The sequence below is a fragment of the Pseudomonas sp. JUb42 genome (assembly GCF_024807945.1).
GTDB lineage: Bacteria > Pseudomonadota > Gammaproteobacteria > Pseudomonadales > Pseudomonadaceae > Aquipseudomonas.
In genome coordinates this window covers 203,188-227,242 of the sequence record NZ_JANUFD010000005.1, presented here as the reverse complement: position 1 = coordinate 227,242, position 24,055 = coordinate 203,188, and the positions used below count along the sequence as shown (strand labels likewise).

Annotated in this window: 22 protein-coding genes and 1 tRNA gene; 5 read left to right on the top strand and 18 right to left on the bottom strand. The window is 60.6% G+C overall.

Annotated elements, in window-relative coordinates:
* Window positions 1-7 precede the first annotated feature (7 nt).
* Window positions 8-688: an NADPH-dependent F420 reductase gene (locus M2401_RS12205; RefSeq protein ID WP_409033917.1), complete on the bottom strand. Its 681-nt coding sequence runs from the start codon at window positions 686-688 to the stop codon at window positions 8-10.
* An 81-nt stretch (window positions 689-769) separates the two neighbouring features.
* Here M2401_RS12205 and M2401_RS12200 point away from each other — a divergent pair, with 81 nt between their 5' ends.
* The 3 genes from M2401_RS12200 (at window position 770) to M2401_RS12190 (ending at window position 2,500) form a co-directional block, all read left to right on the top strand.
* On the top strand, window positions 770-1,666 hold the full coding sequence (locus M2401_RS12200) for a LysR family transcriptional regulator (RefSeq protein WP_259102983.1): 897 nt from the start codon (window positions 770-772) through the stop codon (window positions 1,664-1,666).
* Window positions 1,667-1,800: 134 nt separating this feature from the next.
* Complete coding sequence (gene pgsA, locus M2401_RS12195) at window positions 1,801-2,361, top strand: CDP-diacylglycerol--glycerol-3-phosphate 3-phosphatidyltransferase (protein WP_259102981.1); 561 nt, start codon at window positions 1,801-1,803, stop codon at window positions 2,359-2,361.
* 63 nt (window positions 2,362-2,424) lie between these two features.
* A tRNA-Gly gene (locus M2401_RS12190) sits at window positions 2,425-2,500 on the top strand.
* A 239-nt stretch (window positions 2,501-2,739) separates the two neighbouring features.
* Here the strand turns inward: M2401_RS12190 and M2401_RS12185 are convergent.
* From M2401_RS12185 to xylA, 4 genes are all read right to left on the bottom strand, one after another.
* The gene (locus tag M2401_RS12185) at window positions 2,740-3,876 is read right to left on the bottom strand and encodes a sugar ABC transporter permease (RefSeq protein WP_259102980.1); all 1,137 of its coding nucleotides are present in this window, start codon (window positions 3,874-3,876) and stop codon (window positions 2,740-2,742) included.
* Entirely contained in the window at window positions 3,877-5,421 is a 1,545-nt protein-coding gene (gene xylG / locus M2401_RS12180) for a D-xylose ABC transporter ATP-binding protein (protein ID WP_259102977.1), read from the bottom strand.
* Between the two features lie 113 nt (window positions 5,422-5,534).
* The gene (xylF, locus tag M2401_RS12175; RefSeq protein ID WP_259102972.1) at window positions 5,535-6,533 is read right to left on the bottom strand and encodes a D-xylose ABC transporter substrate-binding protein; all 999 of its coding nucleotides are present in this window, start codon (window positions 6,531-6,533) and stop codon (window positions 5,535-5,537) included.
* 113 nt (window positions 6,534-6,646) lie between these two features.
* On the bottom strand, window positions 6,647-7,963 hold the full coding sequence (xylA, locus tag M2401_RS12170; RefSeq protein WP_259102971.1) for a xylose isomerase: 1,317 nt from the start codon (window positions 7,961-7,963) through the stop codon (window positions 6,647-6,649).
* A 153-nt stretch (window positions 7,964-8,116) separates the two neighbouring features.
* Between xylA and M2401_RS12165 the strand changes: the two genes are divergently transcribed.
* Window positions 8,117-9,328, top strand: a complete 1,212-nt coding sequence (locus tag M2401_RS12165; RefSeq protein WP_259102970.1) for a XylR family transcriptional regulator — start codon at window positions 8,117-8,119, stop codon at window positions 9,326-9,328.
* A gap of 27 nt (window positions 9,329-9,355) precedes the next feature.
* Here the strand turns inward: M2401_RS12165 and M2401_RS12160 are convergent, their stop codons facing one another.
* From M2401_RS12160 to M2401_RS12105, 12 genes are all read right to left on the bottom strand, one after another.
* Complete coding sequence (locus M2401_RS12160; protein ID WP_409033922.1) at window positions 9,356-10,222, bottom strand: metal ABC transporter solute-binding protein, Zn/Mn family; 867 nt, start codon at window positions 10,220-10,222, stop codon at window positions 9,356-9,358.
* A 33-nt stretch (window positions 10,223-10,255) separates the two neighbouring features.
* The gene (locus M2401_RS12155) at window positions 10,256-11,155 is read right to left on the bottom strand and encodes a metal ABC transporter permease (RefSeq protein WP_259102968.1); all 900 of its coding nucleotides are present in this window, start codon (window positions 11,153-11,155) and stop codon (window positions 10,256-10,258) included.
* Complete coding sequence (locus M2401_RS12150) at window positions 11,152-11,916, bottom strand: metal ABC transporter ATP-binding protein (protein WP_259102967.1); 765 nt, start codon at window positions 11,914-11,916, stop codon at window positions 11,152-11,154. The genes M2401_RS12155 and M2401_RS12150 overlap by 4 nt, the downstream gene beginning before the upstream one ends.
* Window positions 11,913-12,842, bottom strand: coding sequence for a metal ABC transporter solute-binding protein, Zn/Mn family (locus M2401_RS12145; RefSeq protein WP_259102966.1), 930 nt, complete (start codon window positions 12,840-12,842; stop codon window positions 11,913-11,915). The genes M2401_RS12150 and M2401_RS12145 overlap by 4 nt, the downstream gene beginning before the upstream one ends.
* A gap of 150 nt (window positions 12,843-12,992) precedes the next feature.
* Window positions 12,993-13,574 carry a DUF6162 family protein gene (locus tag M2401_RS12140; protein WP_259102964.1) on the bottom strand — a complete coding sequence of 194 codons (582 nt, stop codon included), beginning with the start codon at window positions 13,572-13,574 and terminating at the stop codon, window positions 12,993-12,995.
* Window positions 13,571-13,903, bottom strand: coding sequence for a hypothetical protein (locus tag M2401_RS12135; protein ID WP_259102963.1), 333 nt, complete (start codon window positions 13,901-13,903; stop codon window positions 13,571-13,573). The genes M2401_RS12140 and M2401_RS12135 overlap by 4 nt, the downstream gene beginning before the upstream one ends.
* Entirely contained in the window at window positions 13,900-14,442 is a 543-nt protein-coding gene (locus tag M2401_RS12130) for a thiamine pyrophosphate-binding protein (RefSeq protein WP_259102962.1), read from the bottom strand. Before M2401_RS12130 ends, M2401_RS12135 begins: the two co-directional genes overlap by 4 nt.
* A complete protein-coding gene (locus M2401_RS12125) occupies window positions 14,439-15,647 on the bottom strand; it encodes a PepSY domain-containing protein (RefSeq protein ID WP_259102961.1) in 1,209 nt (402 codons plus the stop codon). The genes M2401_RS12130 and M2401_RS12125 overlap by 4 nt, the downstream gene beginning before the upstream one ends.
* A 227-nt stretch (window positions 15,648-15,874) precedes the next feature.
* On the bottom strand, window positions 15,875-18,307 hold the full coding sequence (locus M2401_RS12120) for a TonB-dependent receptor (protein ID WP_259102960.1): 2,433 nt from the start codon (window positions 18,305-18,307) through the stop codon (window positions 15,875-15,877).
* Between the two features lie 104 nt (window positions 18,308-18,411).
* Window positions 18,412-19,365: a FecR domain-containing protein gene (locus M2401_RS12115; protein ID WP_259102959.1), complete on the bottom strand. Its 954-nt coding sequence runs from the start codon at window positions 19,363-19,365 to the stop codon at window positions 18,412-18,414.
* Window positions 19,366-19,370: 5 nt separating this feature from the next.
* Entirely contained in the window at window positions 19,371-19,871 is a 501-nt protein-coding gene (locus M2401_RS12110) for a sigma-70 family RNA polymerase sigma factor (protein WP_259102958.1), read from the bottom strand.
* A 101-nt stretch (window positions 19,872-19,972) separates the two neighbouring features.
* Entirely contained in the window at window positions 19,973-21,103 is a 1,131-nt protein-coding gene (locus tag M2401_RS12105; protein ID WP_259102957.1) for a Gfo/Idh/MocA family protein, read from the bottom strand.
* A gap of 220 nt (window positions 21,104-21,323) precedes the next feature.
* Here M2401_RS12105 and M2401_RS12100 point away from each other — a divergent pair, with 220 nt between their 5' ends.
* Window positions 21,324-22,559, top strand: a complete 1,236-nt coding sequence (locus M2401_RS12100) for an MFS transporter (RefSeq protein WP_259102955.1) — start codon at window positions 21,324-21,326, stop codon at window positions 22,557-22,559.
* Between the two features lie 180 nt (window positions 22,560-22,739).
* On the opposite strand, the gene M2401_RS12095 is transcribed toward M2401_RS12100, so the two are convergent.
* Complete coding sequence (locus tag M2401_RS12095) at window positions 22,740-23,627, bottom strand: LysR family transcriptional regulator (RefSeq protein WP_259103296.1); 888 nt, start codon at window positions 23,625-23,627, stop codon at window positions 22,740-22,742.
* Between the last annotated feature and the right edge of the window lie 428 nt (window positions 23,628-24,055).

Genomic DNA, 24,055 nt, shown 5'->3' with positions numbered 1-24,055 from the left:
GCGTCTCTCAATGGCGCCAGGAGCCGTGGGGCAGTTCAACCTCACGCTCGGCCGCAGCCAGTGCGGCAATGAGTTCGGCCCGTTTTAACGGGATGCAATAGGCCGGCTTGGCCCGCTCGAATCGCCAGCTGTCTTTCAGTTCGCCGCCGTCCACCGTGTCGAAACCGATATCGTCGAGCAGGCGGGTCACCCGCTCTTTCGCCGCTTGATCGTCCCCGGCGATGGGCAGCGCACGTCTTTGAGAATCACCTGCCGGGCGCCCGTCGTCCAACAGATCCTGGGCCAGAATGGCATTGAACACCTTGACCAGCCGCGCGCCATGCAGATGCGCGGCAATCATTTGGCTGGTGGTGGTTTCGAAATTGTCCAATTCGGTGATACGGCCGTCGCGGTCGGGGTAGTAGTTATTGGCATCGAGGACTATTTTGCCCGCCAGCAGAGGCGCAGGAAGATCGCGATAGTGGGTAAAAGGGATCGCCACCAGCACTATGTCGCCAAAGGCTGCGGCCTGCTCGACGGTGCCGATCTGGCTGCCGCGAATGTCGGCGGCCACGCTGGTCAGTGTCTTGGGCCCCCTTGAGTTGCTGAGCATTGCCTCGTGTCCGGCCGCCAGCAGCAATTGCGCCACGGCGCGCCCGATAAAACCTGCTCCGATAATGCCTACGCGCATGTTCTGTACTCCTCGCATTGATTAGAGGTCTAGAATGATTCAGTTCGGATCGACGATAAATGTGCGTTCCGGCGTTAGATTAATTACCAGGAGTAGGCAATGATCGATCGGCTGACCAGTATGGAAGCCTTTGTCGTGGCGGCCGAGGCAGGCTCCTACGCCGGTGCCGCGTTACGTCTGGGCATGTCGGCGCAGATGGTCGCCAAGCATGTTGCGGCTCTGGAATCGCGCCTTGGTGCTCGCTTGCTCAATCGCACCACCCGGCGGCAAAGCCTCACCGAACTGGGCACTGCCTATTATCAGCGCTGCAAACATATCCTCGCCGAAGCCTGGGAGGCCGATGCCTTGGCCCAGGTCATGAGCGCGACGCCCCGAGGCCGCTTGCGCATCGGTGCACCAGTCACCTTTGGTTCTCATAGTCTGATGCCATTTGTTACCGCGTTCCTGCGCCAGTATCCGGAAGTGGAGATTGACCTGAACCTGACCGACCGCGCCGTCGATCTGGTGGAGGAGGGCTATGAAGCGGTATTTCGTATCGGCCCGATCGTCAACGACAGCCTGATCGCAAGACCCTTGGCGCCTTATCGATTGATTGCCTGCGCGGCGCCGTCCTACATCGCTGAGCGTGGCATTCCCCGGGTGCCCGCTGATTTATCCGCACATGACTGCCTGGGTTATGTGTACTGGTCGCGGCCTGCCGACAATCATTGGCAGTTCAGCCAGGGGGCGCAGACCTACAGCGTCAGCGCGCGCAGTCGTTTGCAGGTCAATGAAACCAAGGCGCTGTTGTCTGCCGCGCTGGATGGTTTCGGTATTGTCCTTGGCCCCGCCGACTTTCTTCAACCCTCACTGACAGCGGGGCATTTGGTCAGGCTCTTGCCCGGTTATAACGGCCCCAGTCGTCCGATGCACCTGCTTTATCGTGGCGATCGGCAGATGACCGCCAAACTCAGGCGCTTCATCGATGCCGCCGTTGCCCATTTCGCTGACACCTGAGGGCACAGATCGAGGGCAGGAGTCTTGGAACTTTTTTAGACACGATCCGAATGAAGCCCGTAGAATGTGGCAACAGGTCTCGTCAGATATCTTTCTGAGTCAAATGCCCGCTCACCTCGCAGCCAGTTGTGCCGATGAATATCCCTAATCTGATCACCGTAATTCGCGTACTCCTGATTCCGATCTTTATCCTGCTGTTCTATTTGCCGTACCACTGGAGCTACACCGCTGCCAGTACGGTATTTGCCGTGGCCGCCGCCACTGACTGGCTCGATGGTTATCTGGCCCGCCGCCTGGAGCAGAGCACGCCGTTCGGCGCGTTTCTCGACCCGGTCGCGGACAAACTGATGGTCGCCGTGGCGCTGGTCTTGCTGGTCCAGGCCCACGCCAACTTCTGGCTGACCCTGCCTGCCGCGGTGATCATCGGTCGCGAGATCGTCATTTCCGCCTTGCGTGAATGGATGGCCGAACTGGGCGCTCGTGCCCAAGTGGCGGTATCCAACCTGGGCAAGTGGAAGACGGCGGCACAGATGCTGGCCCTGGTCATCCTGCTGGCCAATCCGCCCGCCGTGACCTTCTGGGTGGTGCTGGGCTATATCCTGTTGATGATCGCCGCCGGCCTGACCCTTTGGTCGATGGTGCAATACATGCGCGCTGCGTGGCCGCATCTGAAAACCACCACAGAAAAAAAATAAGTTTTTAAAACAAAGGGTTGACGTAATAATTTGAAACGCTAGAATAGCGGCCATCACCAAGACGCGGGAATAGCTCAGTTGGTAGAGCACGACCTTGCCAAGGTCGGGGTCGCGAGTTCGAGTCTCGTTTCCCGCTCCAAACATGGCTTTGTGACGTTCATTTGAACTTCACGAGGCAAGAAAAAAGGACCTTCGGGTCCTTTTTTTGTGGGCGCTGTTTTTGTGGGTGCAAATCTGTTGCTGCAACGTGTGGGAGCGAACTCATTCGCGAAGGCGGTAGTTCACACGACAAACCTGCTGCGTCTGTACCGCCCCTTTCGCGAATGAATTCGCTTCCACAAATGTGTGATTTTTCAGCTCGCGACGCTAATAGGATAATCAGCGCCGCCCAGTCCGGGTGCTCACGTCCACCCATACCGCCAGCACCAGAATGCTGCCCTTCACAATCATCTGCCAGTAACTGTCCACGTCCAGCATCGACATGCCGTTATCCAGGCTGGTGATCACCAACGCCCCCAGCAAAGCGCCGTAGACCGTGCCGGAGCCGCCGCGCATCGAGGTGCCGCCGATAAAGCAGGCGGCGATGGCGTCGAGTTCGCCCATGTTGCCCGCCGAGGGGGAGCCTGCGGCGAGGCGGGCGGTGTTGACCATGCCGGCCAGTGCGCACATCACCCCCATGATGCCGAAGATCCACAGTTTCACTGCCTGTACGTTGATACCCGACAGGCGCGTGGCTTCCATGTTGCTGCCAACTGCATAAACGCGGCGGCCGAACACGGTCTGGCTGGTGACGTAGCTGAACACGCCGAGCAGCACCAGCAACAACAGCACCGGTACGGGGATGCCGTCGTAGCTGTTCAGGGTCGTGACGAAACCGGCGAGTACGGCGCCGATCAACACCACGCGCAATACGTCGCGCACCAATGAATGCGCGGCCAAACCATGCAGCGCCCGGTTGCGTCGCTGTTTCCAGGTCAGGAACAGGGTCAGGGCAAACAGCAGGATACCGAGCCCCAGACCCACGGCATGGGGCAGATAGCCCTGGCCCACATACACCAGTGACGGCGAGACCGGCGCAATGGTTGTGCCGCCGGTAATCCCCAACAGGATCCCGCGAAACGCCAGCATGCCGCCCAGGCCGACAATGAACGACGGGATGCGCAGGTAGGCGGTCATATAGCCGTTGGCCAGCCCGATCATCAAACCGCACAACGCCACCAGGCTGAGGTTTGCCAGCAACGGTATGTGATAGACCACATCCAGAATCGCCGCGAGCCCGCCGAGCAATCCGAGCAACGAGCCCACCGACAGATCGATCTCGCCGCTGATAATAACCAGCACCATGCCGCACGCCAGTATTCCGGTAATCGACATCTGCCGCAGCAGGTTGGAGAGGTTACGCGGGGTCAGGAAGCCGCCCTCGGTCTGCCAGCTGAAAAACAGCCAGATCACCGCCACGGCAATCACCAGGGCGAGCATTTTGTAGCGGGTAAAAAGGTGTTTGACCTGATTCATCTACGCGGTTTTCCGATTGTTATTGTTTTGGCTGAGCGCGGCGGCCATGACCTGTTCCTGGGTGAGCCCCTGGTTGATGAAGTCGCCGCGCAACTGGCCGTCGCCGATCACCAGCACGCGGTTGGAAACGCCCAGCACTTCGGCCAGCTCCGAGGAGACCATGATGATCGCCACGCCCTCGGCCGCCAGCGCGCCCATCAGCTTGTAGATCTCATACTTGGCGCCGACGTCCACGCCGCGTGTGGGCTCATCGAGGATCAGCACTTTCGGTTTGGCCATGAGCATTTTCGCCAGCACGGCTTTTTGCTGATTGCCACCGGAGAGGCTGGTAATCGGCAGAAACGGGCTGGACGTCTTCAGGTGCATGCGGGCGATTTGCCGGTCAATGCTGCCCAGTTCGGCTTCGGCATCGATCCGGCTCATATGGGCGTAGGTATCGAGCACTGCCAGGGTGATGTTCTGACCCACACCCAGATCGGGGATGATGCCTTGGCGCTTGCGGTCTTCGGGCACCATGCACAGCCCGGCGCGAATGGATTTGAGTGGCGTACGGGTGTCGATCAGTTGGCCTTCCAGCCAGACTTCGGCGCTATAGCGGCCGGGGTAGGCACCAAACAGCGCCGACACCAGCTCCGTGCGCCCGGCACCGACCAGACCGGCAATGCCGAGGATTTCCCCGCGCTTGAGCACGAAGGAAATATCGTCGACGCGCTTGCGCCTGGGGTTGTCCACGTCATAGCAGGTGACGTGGCGCGCCTCGAAAATAACGTCGCCGATGTCATGGGGTTCGGTGGGATAAAGGTTGCTCATCTCTCGACCGACCATCTGCGTGATGATCTGCGCGATATCCATATCGGCCATGGCGGTGGTCGCGATGTGTTTGCCGTCGCGAATGACTGAAATGGTGTCGCACACGGCGGCCACTTCATCGAGCTTGTGGGAAATGTACACGCAGGCCACGCCCTTGGCCTTGAGGTCACGGATGATATCGAGCAGCACCTCTATTTCCGCGCGGGTCAGGGCCGAGGAGGGCTCATCGAGGATCAGCAGTCGCGCCTGTTTGTTCAGGGCCTTGGCGATTTCCACCAGTTGCTGATGACCGCCGCCGTACTGCGACACCGGCAGGGCGACGTTCATGTCCGGCACCTTGAGCTCACGCATCAGCGCTTCGGCGCGGTGGATCATCGCCGGGTAATTCATGCGCCCGCCGGGGAGCGTCAGTTCGTGGCCCATGAAAATATTCTCGGCCACCGACAGGTCGGGCACCAGGGTCAACTCCTGATGAATGATGACGATGCCGGCAGCTTCGGTATCGCTGATGGACTGGGCCTTGAGCGGCTGCCCGTCCCAGAGTATTTCGCCCTCCCAGGTGCCGTACGGATAGACCGCCGACAGCACCTTCATCAAAGTGGATTTACCGGCACCGTTCTCGCCGCACAGGCCGAGGCATTCCCCCGGCCGCACTTTGATATCGATGCCGTTCAGCGCGTTGACACCGCCAAAGCTTTTGACGATGCCATTCATTTGCAGCAGATAGTGCGACATAGCAATGGCTCACACGAAAGACCGATGGGGGCGGTTGTCCTGTCGTTGGCGCGAGGCATTCGCGGGCAAGCCTCGCTCCAACGGGCACGGTTTGTTGCGCGACAGCGCAGTGCCTACAGCCCCATCTGCTCTTTGCTATAGAAACCATCCTTCTCCAACAGATCGATATTGGCCTTGGTCAGCGGGGTTGGAGTGAGCAGGATGGTGTCGACCTTCTTGCTGCCGTTATCGTATTGCGAGCTGTATGCAGGCTTTTCGTTGCGCGCCAGTTGCACCGAGAGCTTGGCGGCTTCCGATGCAATTAGTTTGAGCGGCTTGTAGACCGTCATGGTCTGGGTGCCATCGATCACGCGCTTGACGGCAGCGAGGTCGGCGTCCTGGCCGGAGATCGGCACCTTGCCCGCCAGCTTCTGCGCGGCCAGGGCCTGAATCGCCCCACCGGCGGTGGCATCGTTGGAGGCAACGATGGCGTCGATCTTGTTACTGTTGCGGGTCAGGGCGTTTTCGACGATGCTCAGGGCTTCGGTGGGGTTCCATTCTTTGACCCACTGCTGGCCGACAACCTTGATATCGCCCTTGTCGATGGCCGGTTGCAGCACCTTCATCTGGCCTTCGCGCAGCACCTTGGCGTTGTTATCCGTCGGCGCGCCGCCGAGCAGGAAATAGTTGCCCTTGGGCGCCGCATGCAGCACGCCGTTGGCCTGCATTTCGCCGACCTTTTCGTTATCGAAGGAAATATACGCGTCGATATCGGCGTTGAGGATCAGCCGGTCATAAGAGACCACTTTGATATTGGCCTTCTTCGCTTCGGCGACAGCATTGGTCAGCACCGTGGCGTTGAACGGCACGATAACGATCACATCGACGCCGCGCGAGATAAGGTTTTCGATTTGGGAAATCTGCTTTTGCTCATTGGCATCGGCTGACTGCACAAAGACCTTGGCGTCGAGTTTCTCCGCCGCTGCGACGAAGTAATCCCGATCCCGGGACCAGCGCTCCAGGCGCAGATCATCGATGGAAAAGCCGATTTTCGGGTGGGCAGAATCGGCCATCACTGGCAGGGCGAGCAGAGCCAGGGCACTGGCGAGCAGGGTGCGTTCGAGTCTATTCATGGTGTTGCGTCCTTTTATTGTTGTTGGAAAAGACACAGCGTGATGCGGGTAGAACTGTAGAGCCTGTAGTGACCTTCGCGCGCAGAGATTTGTCGCGCGATTGTCACCACGGCTCAGGTGTAAATAAAACGATTCACGACCCCTTCGAGCATCTCTTGCCGACCGCTCACCGCTTGCGGGTTCAACTCTTGGGCGAAGGCATGTTCGGCCAGTGATTCGAGGCTGAATTCACCCGCCAACACGGCCTGGCCCAACGGCTGCTGCCAACCGGCATAGCGTTGATCCTTGAACTGCTGCAAGCGGTCGTTCTGCACCATCGCCGCCGCGCGTTCCAGTGCGAGGGCGAGGGTGTCCATGGCTGCAACATGGCCGTGGAACAGGTCGATCTGGTCCAGGCTCTGGCGGCGTACTTTGGAGTCGAAGTTGTAGCCGCCGTTCTTGAATCCGCCGGCCTTGAGGATTTCATAGGTGGCCAGGGTCATTTCTTCGACGCTGTTAGGGAACTGGTCGGTGTCCCAGCCGTTCTGCGGGTCGCCACGGTTGGCATCGATGCTGCCGAAGATCCCCAGGGATACGGCGGTGGCGATTTCATGATGGAAACTGTGCCCGGCCAGGGTCGCGTGATTGGCCTCGATATTGACCTTGATCTCGTGTTCCAGACCAAACTCGTGGAGGAAGCCGAACACCGTTGCGCTGTCGTAATCGTACTGGTGCTTGGTCGGCTCCTGGGGCTTGGGTTCGATCAGCAGATCACCCTTGAAGCCGATCTTGTGCTTGTGCTCCACCACCATGCGCATAAAGCGCCCGAGCTGTTCGCGCTCGCGTTTCAGATCGGTATTGAGCAGGGTTTCATAGCCTTCGCGGCCGCCCCACAGCACATAGTTGGAACCCTTGAGGCGCAGGGTGGCGTTCATCGCGCTGAACACCTGAGCGGCGGCGTAGGCGAATACTTCAGGGTCCGGGTTGCTGGCGGCACCGGCGGCAAAACGCGGGTTGCTGAAACAGTTGGCGGTGCCCCACAGCAACTGGATGCCGGTCTGTTCCTGATGGCGTTCCAGGTGGTCGACCATCTGCGCGAAGTGGTTGCGGTACTCCTTGAGCGAGCTGCCTTCGGGCGCGACATCGGTGTCGTGGAAGCTGTAGTAGTCGATGCCCAGCTTGGAGAAAAACTCAAAGGCGGCTTCGGCCTTGCCGATGGCCAGTTCCATGGGGTCGCCGCTGCGTTGCCACGGGCGTTTGAAGGTGCCGACGCCAAACATGTCGGCACCTGGCCAGACGAAGGTATGCCAGTAGCAGGCCGCCATGCGCAGGTGCTCACGCATGGGCTTGCCGAGGATCAGCTTATTGGCGTCGTAATGGCGAAAGGCTAGGGGGGAATCGCTGCTGGGGCCTTCGAAGCGCACGGTCTCGACATCGGGGAAGTACGTCATGGCGTTTTCCTTATTGTTCTTGGCGGTGTCTCGATACTAGCAACGCCCCCTGGCCCGCCGATTACGATAATCACCAGGGTACAGTGCGTTTTTGCGTATTGAGCTCTGGCGCAGGTGGGCCTAGTCTGTGCTGATCGGCTGAGGACAAAAACAATGAAAACCCTACCGCCCGTTCACCGCATCGCCCTGTTGTTCAACGGCAGCAAGATCTACGACCGCGGCATCATCACCGGCATCGGCAATTACCTGAGCAGCACTCGCGCGTCCTGGGACCTGTTCCTGGAAGAGGATTTTCTCTGCCGCCTGCGTGGTATCGAACGCTGGCACGGCGATGGCATCATTGCCGACTTCGACGATCCGCTGATTGGCGAGGCGCTGGCTGGAAGCACGTTGCCGGTAGTGGCGGTGGGCGGCTCCTATGAGGACGCACGGGCCTACCCTGATGGCATTCCCTATGTGGCCACCGACAACTACGCATTGATGAAACTGGCCTACGAGCACCTGATCGAGGCCGGGCTGACCCGCTTTGCCTGTTTCAGCCTGCCGCCGGCTCAGGCCAACCGTTGGGCCCTTGAGCGGGAAAACGCCTTTCGTCGGCTGTTGCAACGTGATGGCCTGCATGTCGAGATCTATCGCGGCCTGGGTACCAGTGCACCGCTGTGGGACAGCGCGGTGGAGCAGCAAATTGCCTGGCTGCACAGCCTGCCCAAGCCGGTCGGTATCATCGCCGTCACCGATGCCCGTGCCCGGCAGTTGCTGCAGGCTTGCCTCACGGCCGGTATCGCGGTGCCGGAGCAAGTTGCGTTGATCGGTATCGACAATGACCCGCTGACCCGCACCCTCACGCGAGTCCCCTTGAGTTCGGTGATTCAGGGCACCGAGACCATGGGCCGCACGGCTGCGGCGCTGCTGCATCAGATGCTCCACGGCAAAGCCTGCACAGGCACGCAGATTCTTGTCCCGCCGGACGCGATCAATGTGCAGGCGTCGAGCCTGCATCAACCCTTGGGTAATCCCTACGTGATGCAGGCGTTGCTGTTTATCCGTCAGTACGCCTGCCAGGGCATTAAGACCGCACAGGTGGCGGCCTACGTCGGTGTGTCACGCTCTTCGCTGGAACTGCATTTTCGCAAGGAGCGTGGCCGCAGCGTGCATGACGAGATCCTGCGTTTTAAGCTGGCGGCAGCGGCCAATGGCCTGGAGCACAGCGATTCGGCGATTGCCGAGATCGCCCAGAAGTGCGGCTTCAAGTCGGCGCAGTACCTGCACACGGTGTTTCGCCGCGAGTTTGGCTGCACGCCGCGTGAGTATCAGCAAGTGCCTGGAAACTTTGCTGGCTACGGCCATTTGCCGCTGGCCCCATAGGTCACCGGCGCGACACGGTGGTGCTTGTCAGGAGCTTGCGGCAAGCGCCTCGGTTACCAATTTGATATTGCCCTCCAACTCCGCCAGCGGATCATCGCTGTCCACCCGCAGAACCAGTAAGCGACTGCCCCCGGCGCTGATCGCTGCCTTTACGGCCTCTGCAGGCTGGCGATGGTGGATAACCAGAGCCACGCTGTTGTCCTTGAGCTTCTTTTGCAATTGGCTCAAGGCTTCGGCGCTCCACTCGTTGTCGGGGCGGGCGTCGGTTTCCAGCAGTTCCAGATTCAGTCCGCTGACCAGATAGCCCAGGTGATCGCTGAGACTGACCACGCTGAGGTTGTCGGCCTTGGCCAGTTGCGCCTCGGCTTCGGCACTGATCTTCAGCAGGCGTTGCTTGAGGGTGGCCAGGTTGCTGTCGATTTTTGCCTTGGCATTGGGTGCCAGGCGTACCAGGTCCGCCGCCAGTACATCACCCATACGCCCCAGGTTATTGCTCGACTGCCAGGGCTGGCTATTCAGGCCATCGCTTGTCCCGGACTGCAGGGCGATGCCGGGCAGGGCGCCGTCCACCGGGCGGGCGGCGTCGATTTCGACGATGCGGATGTTGCTGCGCCGGGCATGGATGTACAGCGGATCATCCGGCCATATCGAACGCAGGCCGACGGCAGCGTCAGCGCCGACAGCCAGTGTGCCCAGCTCCGGCGCACCCCGGCCGCTGAAATAGGCGGCCTGGCGCGAGCCGGGCAGGCTGGCCGGGGCAGCGCGTTCCAATACGACGTCGGTGCCTTGCAGCAGCAACTGGCTCAGGCCGAAGGTCACCGGCAGCGATGCCAGTACCCGGACGGAGGTTTTTGACTCGGCGTTGACCGCCAGCGCCAGGCTGGACAGGGTCATAACCAAAAGCAGGTGACGAAATGAGCGATGCATTTATCCAATATTCCCTTTCAGGCTGGGCACGGTGCCGCGGGCAATCGCTGCGAGGGCGAAGGCGCAACCGGCGACCAGGATGATTGCCGCGCCCGAAGGCACCGGCAGGTCGAAGACGATGGGCAGGAGGATGCCGCACAGGGTGCTGACAGTGGCAATCAGCACCGAGATCCAGAAGAAGCCCTTGAGTGACTGGCTGAGCAGGCGTGCCGCCGCCGCCGGAATGACCAACAGAGCGCCCACCAGAATCGCGCCGATGACTTTTACCGCCGCAACGGTAATCAGGGTCACCAGCACCACGAAGAGGTAGTCCAGAGTCTTAACGGCCACGCCGCGCACTGCCGCCAGTTGCGGATTGAAGCTGGCGAGCATGATGCGGTTGTACAGTGGCAGGGCCAGGGCCATGACCAGCGAGCCGACAATCGCCAGCACCAGCAGATCATTGCCATTGACCGTCAGCACCGAACCAAACAGTACGTTTTCGAGAATGTGCACGTTGATCTTGCCCGCCAGCATCAGCAGCAGGCTCGCGCCCAGCGCCAGGGACACCGAGAGAAACACGCCGATCAGGGTGTCCGGCGCCAGGCCGGTGCGGTTGCGCAGGTAATTGAGCAGCACGCCGAACAGCAGGCAGTAACCGAACAGGCTGCCGTAGGGACCGGTGTAGGGCTCGCCCAATAGAATGCCCACCGCTACGCCAGTGAGCGCTGCGTGGCCGACTGCCTCGGAAAAGAATGCAAAGCGCTTGACCACGACAAGGGTGCCGAGACCGCCCAGGACCGGTCCGATCAACAGCCCGGCCAGCAGCGCATTGACCACGAAACCGTAGGCCAGTACGGCGGGCAGGTAGCCAGAGGCAGCGGCGTCCTGAATCAACAGGCGAAAGGCTTCATAACTCATGGGCCGATGCTCCCGTGGCTGTCGCGGGGGTGAGTGGAAAACAACGTCAATAGTCGCTCCGGGGTCAGGGCCAGCGCGGGCGGTGCGTCGAACAGCACCCGGCGATTAAGCCCGGTGACCCGTTCGGCCAGGCGTTTGACGGCGGCCAGGTCGTGCTCGATCCATAGCACTGTCACGCCGCTGCGGCTCCACTCGCCGAGCAGGCGCTCGAAGACCTGAATGCCGGCTTCGTCCAGCGCTGACATCGGCTCGTCAAGGACCAACAACTGCGGCTGCGGAATCAGGCCCTGGGCCAGCAGCACGCGCTGACGCTCGCCACCGGACAACGCGCCCATGCGCCGTTTGCGCTTGTCCTGCATGCCGACCCGTTCCAGCGCTTCACCGATGGCCGTGGCGTAATGCCTGGACAGGCCGAGAAAAGCTGGCCGACGCTGGCACATGGCAGCCATGAAATCGTCGACGGTCATGGGCAGGCCACGGTCGAACTCCAAGGCCTGGGGCACGTAACCAATAATCCCGGCGGCCTGGGCCGGGGGCTGCGACCACTCCAGGCTCAGGCGTCCCGAATGCGGCATTTGCCCGAGCAGGGTTTTGATCAGCGAACTCTTGCCGCCACCATTGGGGCCGACCAACGCGTGGACGCTGCCGGGGCTGACCCGAAAACTCACGTCGTCGAGGATAATGGTGCGTCCCAGCGTCAATTTCACACCCTCGAAATGGATGCCCGGGCCGTTCATTCGCAGGTTTTCGGCCATAGTCATGCGCCGGACTCCTGAATGGCTCGCACCACGGTATCAAGGTTGTGGGTCATTTCTTTTTCGTACTTGTCGGCGCTGTATTCGCCGTAGGAAATATGCGACAGCGGATACAGACGCACGCCGGACTCACGCTGGATGGTGTCGACATACGTGGAAGGGAAATCCATCTCCGAGAAGATCACTTTGACGTCCAGCTCGCGCAGCTGGTCGATGGTCTTCTTCAGCTGGCTGGGGCTGGGCTCGATGCCATGGGCCGGCTCGACCACCGCCGTGACTTCCAGACCGAACTCGCGCAGCAGGTAGTCGTAGGCCGCATGCACCGTGGCCACGCGCAGGTCGGCGTTGGGCGCCTGGGTCAGCTTGGCCAGGGCGTCGGCACGGATCTGGCGCAGGCGCTTGCCGTAGGCCCGGGCATTGCTGGTGTAAGTGGCGGCATTGACCGGATCGAGCTTGCCCAGCTCCCGGGCGATGTTATTGACCTGGGCAATGGAGGCGCTGATGGACAGGAAGGTGTGGGGGTTGACCACTTTGCCCGCTCCCCGTGCCGCCGTGCCGGTAGCGGCCAGCAATGGCACGTTTTCGTTGGCTTCGATAATGGCGATATCAGGCTTTTCACTGGCCTGAATCATGCGGTCGGCGAAGTCGTCATGGCCCACACCATTGAGCACGATCACGTCCAGGCTGCCGATACGCTTGATGTCTTCGGCGCGAGGCTCGTAGGCATGGGGGTTGAACCCTGCAGGAATCAGCGGCACCACCTCGGCCTTGTCGCCGACGATATTGGCGACATAGCTGTAGTACGGATGCAGGGTGATGCCGATACGCAGACGCTTGGCCTCATCGCCATGGGCGGACAGGGCCAGTAAGGGTGACAGCAACAGGCCCAGCAGAAGCAGGCGGCGCTGACGCAAAACAGATGACAGGGACATGAGCAGGGGGCTTCTCATTCTGGAAATTGATTTGGAATACAAATTGCTGTGTGTGGGAGCCGCCTTGGTGGCGATCGAGTGCGAAGCGCTCGCAATAATTTCCGCGACTGATCCGCCGCTATCGCCACCAAGGCGGCTCCCACTGGGTTATCAATGCTGATGCTGGCGCTGACGCGTCACCCCGGCATCGAACTGCGCGACCACTTGCTGCCAGCCCGCCGCAATCAAGGCCTGATCACCCAGATCAATCGGAGCACTCAGGGACTTGGCGCGGTTCAGCCAGATATCCGCCGCTTGCCCGGCGCCAGTGACCCGCAGCAGGAACGAGCCCGCCGTTGCCGGTTGCTGGCTCAGGCCCAGGTAGGCGCGTTGCTCGAGCAACTGCCAGGCATGGCCACCGCGGCTTACCGAACTGGCGTCCCGGGCAAACGGCGCGAAACCTTCGCCAGCCAGTGCAGCAGGCTCCGGCAGGGCAGGTTGTTCCTCTTGCAGCAGGCGAATCTCGTCGAGGGTCACCCGCAGATCGGCGTAGATGCCTTGTTCACCGGGGGTCAGATCGCGCCGGGCATCAATCTGATACGTCTCGATGGCGGTGACGTCCTGGCTCTCGCGATGCCAGAACACCACCGAACCGGCACACGCCAGTACGATCAGGCAAAACAGCAACACATACAGGGTTTCATGACCGGCACCGGCCGGACGTATGACTTGGGTAGTAACGGTCGCGGTCATTTTGGCTGGATATCCCCTTGGTCGACTTCCACGACGTGGCCGGGACCGGCGTCGAACAGCACATAGAACTCACCTGCAGGCTTCTTGAAGGTCAGGGTCGAATCTGGCCCCAGCTTGCCCGGCACCAGAATGCTTTCGTCATAGCCGATCACGTCCAGGGTTACTCCCGGGGCGCCGCTGCCGTCGGAAAAGCCGCCGGTGCAGCGAATCTGCTCACCGTCGATTTCCTTGCATTCGCACAGTGGGTTATGGGCCAGGGCCTGGGTGCTCAGCCCGGCACACAGGATCAACAAGAGCGCGGCGGCGCGCCTGGCCGTTGCAACAATCATGGTTTGCCTCCTTGTTGGGCGAGCCAGGCGGCGGTTGCCGGGGATGCCTGGCTCAGGGGAATCGACGCTTGATGCATGGAACCGTCCCAGCCTTCCATGGTGATCCACAGGGCGTCGTCGGTTGAAGCGTGCTTGGGGATCGGTACGCTGGTGCCCGCGCGATACGGCGTACCAAAGAAGATCGCCCCTGCTGTACGCAGGCTGCGCGGCTTGCCGATGCGCAGATACGTGGCCTTGACCTCATTGGCGCAGGCCTTGCACAGCGCGGCATTGAAGCTCTTCATGTAGCCGGCCGGACCGTTGAGCAGGGGCGCTTCGTCACGCAGTTCGGCCAGGCGCAGGCTCCAGGGACCGACCTGGATTTCGCCGATGTCCCGCGCACCCAGGCCACTTTCGCCTCGGAACATCGCCACATCGGCGAAGTATTTCGGCATGAAGCCCAAGGGAATCAGCAGCAGCAGGATATTCAGGTGGAAACGCCACTTGTGCCACAAGCGGCGCAGCGGGGAGGGGCTCACAATCGTATTGGCCTGGCTCACATGGTGCCCCCCACGGTTTCGGGTTGGCTGCCCGCTGCCGCGCGTTTCGCTGGCGGTCGAGTTGCGTGGTTGCTGCGCTTGAGTGCGGCAAGGGTGGCCAGGGCGGTACGTTTGCTCCAGATCAGCAAGCCGCTGAGGACCATCATGCTCAGCAGCAGGCCGAAGAAGAACCAGATCAGCTTGACCCAGAGGCCGCCGAAATCGCCGGTGTGCAGGGGCCGCATGGACTCGGTGACAAACTCCAGGCCGCTGCGGTCGGACAGCAAGTGGCTGCTGTCGAGGGTGCCGCTGTAAGGGTTGATGCTGACGCTCTGGTTCATCAGCGGATACCAGCCACGGCCGCCGATGGTCAGGTAGCTGTAGGCGTTGCCGGGCAGGATGACGTAGCTGACGTCGAAGCCGGGGATGGTCCGGGTCGTCAGCTCGATGGCACGGTCCACGCCTATGCTCGGTGCGGGGTGGCCATCGGCGGAGGTTGGCACGTTTTCCCGGGCGATGGCCGGCGCCACCGGTTCGCTTGAAATGCTGATCTGGTTATCAGACAGAATGGCCTGGATCAGGAACCAGGTGCCGGTGATGGAGATCACGGCAATGAACCAGATCGACCAGATACCACTCAGGCGATGGAAATCGCCCCAGAAGATCCGCGCGCCCTGGCGCAGGCGCAGGGTCGGGTTGAAGAAACCTTTCCAGAACTTCTTGTAGACCACCAGCCCGGTGACCAGTGATGCCAGCATGGGCAGGCCGAGCAGCGAGACCAGATACCAGCCCCAGCTATAACCACTGGTAAAGGGCACCAACCACCAACCGTGCAGGGCGCGGGTAAACCCCTGGAAGTCGAATTTCGGGCTGATGCCCTGAATCACCCCGGTGTACTGATTGACGTAGACAGACACCGAGCGGCCATCCGGGTAGCCGACTTTCACCCGCAGGGCGAAATGGGGCTCTTGCGGTGTGCGAATGTTCTGCACCAGCGCCTCGGGTTCGGCTTTTCGGATGGCCGCGACGACCTGATCGTAGCTCAGGGCCACGGCGTCCTCGGTGGGCTTGCTGGCTCGCACATCGGGGTTGGCCAGCCAGACGATTTCCTGGCTGACCACTGCCAGGGTGCCAGTGACGCACACGATCAGCACGAAAAACCAGATGGGCAGCGCCAGCCAGCTATGGACGAGAAACCAGAGTTTCGAGCGGGACTTCTTGGACATTGAATACGCGTCTTTGTACGAGGAGTTGAGCCCATGGGCATGGGGTTGCCCTGCGAATGAGCAGGGCACGGCCTGGCCAAAAAAGACCTGCCTCAATAACAAAGACGAATGAGAATCGAAAAACCCTAACCCAATATGCAAGAAAATGTTTCGGCGAGGTGTTTTGCTTGATTGCATGCCTGTGCAAAAGGCGATACGGACAGCCTCAACTGCCCGCATCCCGTTCATCAGTACGCGTAACGCAGGGTCGTCATGACATTGCGCGGTGCACCGTACAAACCGGCGGCGGTGGTGGTGTAGTACTCCTTGTCGAACAGGTTGTTGACGTTGACCGAAGCCGATAGCGCAGGGGTGATCTGGTACCTGGCCATCAGGCTGGCCAGGGCGTAGCTGCCCTGAGTGGTCGCGTAACTGAGGTCATAACCTGCTTCGCTCTGCCAGTTCAGGCCGCCGCCGACCGTGAGCTTGTCCAGTTCGCCTGGCAGCCGGTAGGTGGTGAACAGCTTGACGCTGTTGCGCGGGATCTCGGTGACGATGCGTCGGTGCTCGTCGTTGAAGCTGACGCTGTAGGAGTACCCGCCGGTGATCTGCCAACCCTCAGTGAGCTGGCCGTTGACCTCGAATTCGACGCCTTCGCTGGTGGTGCCGTTTTCCGCCTTGTAGGCCTGATAACCGTTGGGGGCGAGTTTGTTGCCGTCAGCGACCGCCAGGTTGTCCTGCTCGACCCGGAACAGCGCCACGCTGGTATTGAGTCGTCCCTCGTAGAAGCCGGCCTTCAGGCCCACTTCATAACCGGTGCCTTCCTGCGGGTCGAGCGGGGTGCCGTTGACGTCACGTATCGACGCTGACTGCGGGTTGAAGATCTGGGTGTAACTGGCGTAAGCGGTCCAGATCTCGCTCAGGTCGTAGACGAAGCCGGCATAGGGAATGACGATGCCGGTTTCGCTGCGCCGGGTCTTACTGCTCGTGCCGCCGTAGAGCCAGCTTTTGCTGTCACGCTGCCAGTCCACCACCCGGGCGCCGAGGATCAGGCTGGCGGCGTCGCTCAGGCGCCAGCGTGAGGTCAGGTAGCTGGCGTTCTGGGTTTCGGTCAGGTCACTTTCACCGATCTTGTTGAAGACTGGTTTTGGCGCGCTGCCGTCCCAGCTATAGATGTCAGCGATGGTGCCCATATAGCCCGAATTGGCCCTTTGCCAGCCGCCATAGTTGGGCGTGCCGCGTTCCTCCAGGCGGGACAGGGTGGTCCCCGCGATCAGCTCATGTTCGCGGCCGAACAGAGAGAACGAGCCGGTCAGGTAGGCATCCACATTGTCCTGTTGCGGCGTGGCCTGCCAGCGGGTCGGCATGATGTAGGCGCCAGCTCCGGTGCTCTTGTCGATGGTGCCATCCATGTAGCTGACCACAGTGTCGTAATCATTGCGCGCGTGGCTGTACTCCAGCTTGCCACTCCAGCCATTGTCGAATTGATGTTCGATGGAACTGAAGACCATGCTTTGCTGGCGGTCGTAATAGCTCCAGCCCGGCGAACTGTTGAACGAACGTTTGATATCGGTCTTGTCGCCGTCGGTGGTGAACAACGGGAAACCGGTACGCATCGGTGCGTTGCTATGGGTGGTCTGGTGACTCAGGCCCAGGGTCAGCAGGGTCGTGTCGTCCAGGTCCAGTTCGGTAATGCCGTAGACCGTCGAGAGCTCCTGGCTGTAACGGTCGATCCAGGCGTGCTGGTCTTTGCTGTCTGCCACCAGGCGAGCGCGCAGGGTGCCGCTGTCGTTCAGTGCACCGCCCACATCCACGCCCAGGCCATAGCGGTCCCAGCTTCCGGCCTCGGCGGTGAGGATCACCTGGGGTTCACTGGTCGGCCGCTTGCGGATCAGGTTGATGGTCGCCGATGGGTTGCCCAGCCCGCTGATCAGGCCGGTGGCGCCGCGCACGACTTCCACGCGGTCATACATAGCCGTGTTCTGGGTGTAATTGTCCATGCTCGCGGAAGTGGGTACACCGTCGATCTCGAAGTTACGGATCGCAAAGCCCCGGGACAGATAGGGCGTGCTGTCGGCGCCCAGGCTTTCGCGGATGACTGTGATCCCGGCGGTGGCATCCAGGGCGTCTGTCAGGTTGTCGAGTTTCTGATCGTCCAGGCGCTGGCGGGTCAGTACGGTGACCGACTGCGGCGTTTGCCTGAGGGACAAATTAAGGCGCGTCGAACTGCTCGACGAGTCGCTGGTGTAGGAGCCCGTGCCCTCGGTGGTGGAACCTGGTGCCTTGCCGGAAATGCTCACTGCGCCCAGTTCCAGCGCACTGTCGCCGGCCGCTTTGACCGCGACCAGTACGTAGCCGCCGTTACTTTGATGCTGCGCGCGCAGACCGCTGTCAGCCAACAGCCGGTCCAGGCCTTCCTCGACCGAGTGTGGGCCTTGCAGGCCGGGGGAATTGAGGCCCTGGGTCTGGGTAGTGGCAAACGTGAGCGTTACTCGCGCCGTGGCAGCAAACTGACTCAAGGCAGTGGCCAGGGGACCGGCGGCGATGTTGTAGCTGAGGACTTCGGACTGGGCGCTGGCCTGGCCTGGTAACAGGGCCAGCGGTGTAACGAGCAGACCCAGCATTGCCAAATGGACGGCGCTGGCCAGGGGCGCGGCCGCTCGCAGGGAGAAACGGGACATGAAACTTTCCTTCGGTGGCGTGGCAAAAAATGCGGCAGTTATCGCCGCTTCAGTGCTTGGCCGGATGAGAATGAAAATCAGCAACCTCAAGCCGAACTATTTATTCAGGCGGCTTCCACTCGTACCCAATAACGGCTCAAGAAGCGCACGCGCACGGGCAGGGAGGCGGCAAGGTTTTCGAGGAAAGTGTTGCTGTCGTCCAGACGGAAGGTTCCAGACAGGCGCAGGTCCGCCACGGCCGGACTGCATTGCACGACACCGACACGGTAGCGGGCCACTTCATTGAGTAGATCGCCCAAACGCCAGTCGATGGCCATCAGCATGCCTTGGGTCCAGGCATCGACCCCGACCGGCAGGGCCGTCGGCGTGCCGAGGTGATGGCGGTCGAATCCGGCCTGCTGCCCCGCCTCGAGGCGCAGCACTTGTCCATTGTCCTGAGCTGGGCGCAATTCGACGGCGTGTTCGAGCACCTGCACCTGGGTGTGGTCTGCTTCGCTGCGTACGACGAAACGCGTGCCCAGCGCACGCACGCTACCTTCAGCGGTATGAACGATAAACGGTCGACGGGCAAAGTCGGAGGCGGTCTGAATCAGGATCTCACCGTAATGCAGACGAATCTGGCGGACGTTGACGTTGAAATCGATATCCACGGCGCTGTGGGTGTTCAGCTCCAGCTGGCTGCCATCGGTCAACTGCAGGTGTCGTCGCTCGCCTTTAACGGTGCGGTATTGCGCCAGCCTGGCGGGCAAAGGTTCGAGCATCAACGCTCCCCAGCCTGCTGCTCCCGCTGTCAGCAGCAGCCCCAGGAGCTTGACCAGGGTACGGCGTCGGGCCCTGACCCCGGCCAGGGTTGGCAATGCCAGTTCCTGGGGCAACACGCCCAGTTGCCGTTGCAGCTTTTCGACCCGCGCCCAGGCCTGGGCATGGGCACTGTTTTCATTCAGCCAGGCATGCCAGGCTTGAGTTTCCCGCTCACGCTCGGCAGGCGCGGCGGCGTGGAGCTGCACGTACCAGGTCGCGGCGGCTTCCAGCACCTTTCGGTCGAGGGCGGCGGCCATGGGTTTCAGTCCTCGACCAGTAACAGGCAATGGGTCATGGCCCGGATCATGTGTTTCTTCACCGTCGTCACCGACACACCGAGGCGCTCTGCGCTAGCGATATAGCTCAGGCCTTCGAGTTGCAGCATCAGGAAGATACTGCGGGTACGTTCGCCGAGGTTATCGAGCATGGCGTCGACAGCGGTCAGGGTTTCCAGGATCAGCAGGCGGGTTTCCGGGGAGATATCCAACGGCTCGGGGCGCAATGCCAGGGTCTGCAGGTATGCCTGTTCGACAGCGCGACGACGGAACTTGTCGATCATCAACGCCCGGGCGATGGCACTGAGGTAGGTGCGCGGTTCACGGATGGCCTCGACGTTGCGGGCCGTAAGCACCCGCACGAAGGTATCTTGGGCAAGGTCCGCCGCATCGCTCGAATTGCCCAGGCGCGCCCGCAGCCAGCCGTTGAGCCAGCCATTGTGTTCGCTGTAGAGCCTGTGCAACACAGGGGAGTCAGGGGCAGGCATGGGATTAATCGCAATTGAGAATTATTACTTATTATTGTTGGCGAAAATGCCCGGCCCTGACAAGCCTCGGTTTGGACCCGCGTAGCTGTGGGCCAGGTTTCTCAGTCGAGATAGATCCGCTGGCCGCTGTCAGACGAGGCCTTGGCCGCATCAAGGAAGCGATGCATGCGCACGGCATCGGCAAAGGTTGCCGCGCCATGGGTGCCGTCGGCCAGATCCTGGGCATAGGCGTAATAGAGTTCGCCCAGTTCCAGCACCGCCGAGGGCAGGTTCGACGCGGGCAGGCGCAGGTAGCTGGCGGGGACGGGCAAGGGTTGCAAGGCGAGATTGTCGCCATGGGCGCCTTCGATCAGGTAGTCGTCACCCACATCGCCAAAGGCATTGGTATTGATGATGCGCAGATCACCTTGGTCGCCGGTAATATCGATTTGCACCCCTGAACCGTTGCGCTTGCCACCTTCGATCTGGATCGAGGCCACGGCGCCGTCCTCCATGCTGCCGGTCAGGACCAATTGATCCGGGGCAGTACTGTCGAAGACTTCACCGGTTTCCTTGATCGTGACCTTGGCGAATTGACTGACCTGTTCGCCGGAAATAGCGGTTGGCCAGCCCGTGGCGGTAAATAACATGTCGAGAAAGTGCCCGGTATAAATGGAAACCGCGCTGGAAAAGTTCTCCTCGGGAATCGTCCAACGCAAGGCATTATCGCGCAGGGCCTGGAAGTAATTCATGCTCACATGAATACGCACTGAGCGCAGCTTGCCGACATAACCCTGTTGCAGCAAGTCCTGCAAATAACGGTTATGCGGGGCATGGCGACGCTGCAGACCGACGATATGGCGCACACCGGCTTTCTCCGCGAGGCGGATCAATTCCTGTGAGTCTGTGGTGCGGGTGGTCAATGGCCATTCGCAATAAACGTCTTTGTTCGCCGCAATGGCCGCACGCACGCTCTGTTCATGCTGGGGTGCGGTATTGAGCACCACGACCAGATCAACTTCGGGGTTTTCCACCAGTTCGGTCAGACTGTCGGCCACCTGTTTGAAGCCGAACTCCTCGGCGGCGGCCTCGGCGCGCTCACGGCGTTCGCTGTACACCGCTTGTAGCTGATACTGCGGCAGCAGGCTGAGCACGCGCAGGTGGCCGTGGCGTGCCCAGTTGCCAACGCCGACAATACCCACGCGGATAGGGGGAATGGCCTGGCTGTGTTCGCTGCTAAGTTGAGTCGACATCGATGTCTCCCTGAGGGATTGAATTAATCGACTGCAAACTTATATCGGCCTATTCAAGGGAAAAAGAGTGCACAGATCCAATCACTCTGGACATAAGTGTCTTGAATAGACGATTGCCGCTGTTTTGTCCGAAGTGTCTGGAGACCTAGGCGGTTTTTATAACGATAACGGTGAATTAGTCTTGCTGGCAACTTATCAGACAGTCCAGAGGATAATCACCGTGAGTGAACCTGAAGCAAGTGTATTAGATATCTATCCTGCTGAAACAGCGCCCGCAGCTAATTCCAGCATGCGCCAGTGGCTGTCGGTTTTTTCCGTGGCCGTGGGTGCATTCGCCTTCGTGACCACGGAGTATTTGCCGGTGGGTGTATTGCCGCAGATCGCCCAGGAGCTGTCGATCACCGATGGCACGGCCGGCCTGATGGTGACGGTGCCGGGAGTCGTGGCGGCGATATCGGCTCCGGCGATCATGATCGGTGCCGGGACCATTAATCGGCGACATCTGCTGCTGGGCCTTGCGCTGTTGCTGGTGCTCTCCAACCTGATCAGCGCCACCGCGTCGGGGTTGCTGCCGATGCTGCTGGGTCGCGGCCTGCTGGGCGTGTCCCTGGGCGGCTTCTGGGCCGTGGCCATCGCCGCAGCGGGGCGCCTGGTTGCGCCGGATAAAGCGGCCAAGGCCACGGCAATCATCTTTGCCGGTATTACCTTCGCCACGGTACTGGGCGTGCCCTTTGGCACTTTTATCAGCACCTTGTTCTCCTGGCGGGCGTCATTCCTGGCCACTGCGCTGCTGGCACTGGTTGCGCTGTTGGCGCAGTTTCTTACCCTGCCATCGCTGGAATCCAGTGAAGGGCTGCGGGTCAAGGCACTGCTGAGCTATGTCGGCAGAGGTACTGCGCAACGCAGCATCCTGCTGATGGGCCTGGTCATTGCCGCGCATTTCACCGCCTATACCTATATCGCGCCGTTTCTGCTGCAGGAGGCCGGCTTCGGCAGCGGCACCATTACCCTGGTATTGCTCGGTTTTGGCCTGCTCGGGATGCTGGGTAACTTTGTCGTGGCGACCACAGTCAATCGCCACCTGCCGTTTTCTCTGGGGAGCATGGTGGTGCTGATGGTCATCGCTTTGCTGAGCCTGCCTTGGCTGGCTGGCAGCAGCATGGCCGTCATCGTCGCCATATTGAGCTGGGGCCTGGCCTACGGCGCGATTCCCCTGAGCCTGAGCACCTGGATGCAACACACCTCGCCACGTCTACCCGAGGCCAGTTCGGCCATGCTGGTGATGACCTTCCAGACCGCTATCGCCTCGGGCTCACTGTTCGGTGGACTGGTGGTCGATCATGGTGGCATGGCGGCGACGCTATGGTCCAGTGCGGTCCTGGGGGTATTGGGGCTGCTGGTGATGCTCAGCTTCGGCTTGGGGAATGCGCGGTTGCTGGAAAAGCTGCGGGGATAGGCTTTTGTAGGACCGGCTTTAGCCGGGAGGGCGTCGTTGAAGCTGATGCTCTCCCGGCTAAAGCCGGTCCTACGGTTAGATGTTTATTGCGCGACAGCGTGGTGTCAGGGACACCGCGCTGGTTCATACAGAAAACCATTTTGATTAAGCTGGTTATGTCGTGTCTGATAAAGGGTGGTTTCACCCCTGCAAAATATGCTGCTTGAAATAATCAATCAGCGCCCTGAGCTTCGGCGCCGCCTGTTTCGACGACGGCCAGAGCATCCACAGGTCGCCGCTATGCACCGTGTAGTCGGCCAGCACCACTTGCAGCCGGCCATCCTTGAGCGGCGCCCTGATCGAAAAATCGGGCAGGCAGGCAATGCCAACACCATCCAGAGCCAGATAGGTGAGGGGATCCATGGTGGTGCAGGTGATGGTTTTCGACAGCGCCAGATCAACCGGCTCTTCGTCGACCTGCAACGGCCAGCGCTCGATCATGCCGGTGGCGGGAAACTTGTGCAGCAGGCAAGCGTGACGGGCCAGGTCATCGGGGTGTTGCGGCTCGCCGTGACGTGCCAGATAGTCCGGAGACGCGACCAATTGCAGCCGGTATTCGCCCAGTTTTCGCGCCATCAGTCGTGAGTCCTGGGGCGTACCGGTACGGACCACGGCGTCAAAGCCTTCTTCAATTACGTCGACCATGCGATCGGACATATCGACATCCAGTTCGATCTCCGGATACGCACGAATAAAACCGGCCAGCAACGGCATGATCAGGTTGCTCTGGATCGGCACGCTGAGCCTGATCTTGCCCCGTGGCGTGGCGGACAGCTGCAATAACTCGATCTGCGCTGCTTCCAGTTCACTGACGATGCGTTTGCAGCGATCAAGAAACAGCTCGCCTTCCACAGTCAGGGTGACACTGCGGGTGCTGCGGTGAAACAGCCGTACGCCCAAGCGTTCTTCCATGCGCGACACGCTTTTGCCCACGGCCGATGAGGACACCTCCAACAGTCGCCCGGCCTCGGTGAAGCTGCGGGTTTCGGCGACCTGAATAAATGCTGTGATGCCGCTCAGGCTGTCCATCATGGTGATCACCTTTTGGCCGGACCACTGTCAGGCTGCTGAAATGGCGCTCAGTGTGTTCTTGTTACGCGCATGTTTCAAAGCGTTTTGCGGGCAGTGGGCGGGTACATTGGCACGGTGGTTATTGCGCGTCATTTAAACTTGAAACATCCATTAATCATTTAATTGATTAGCCTAACTAATAAGGCATATGAGCGAAGTCGCAGTAATGGTTTGCGCAAGACCCTGATATCTTGAGAGTCCGGGTTATTGACCATCGTCAGGCCAGTGCCTTCAAAGCTTTTGCAACCCTTTCACGCCCATCGCGGCTTTTGACAAAAAGTCTCTGCGTGGTCGAATTTATTCCCCGTCAGACCAGTCGCAAGCATTAGAGCGGGTAGTGTGCGTCGAAATAATGAGAATGTGTCTCATGCTCCTCTAGAGTGTTG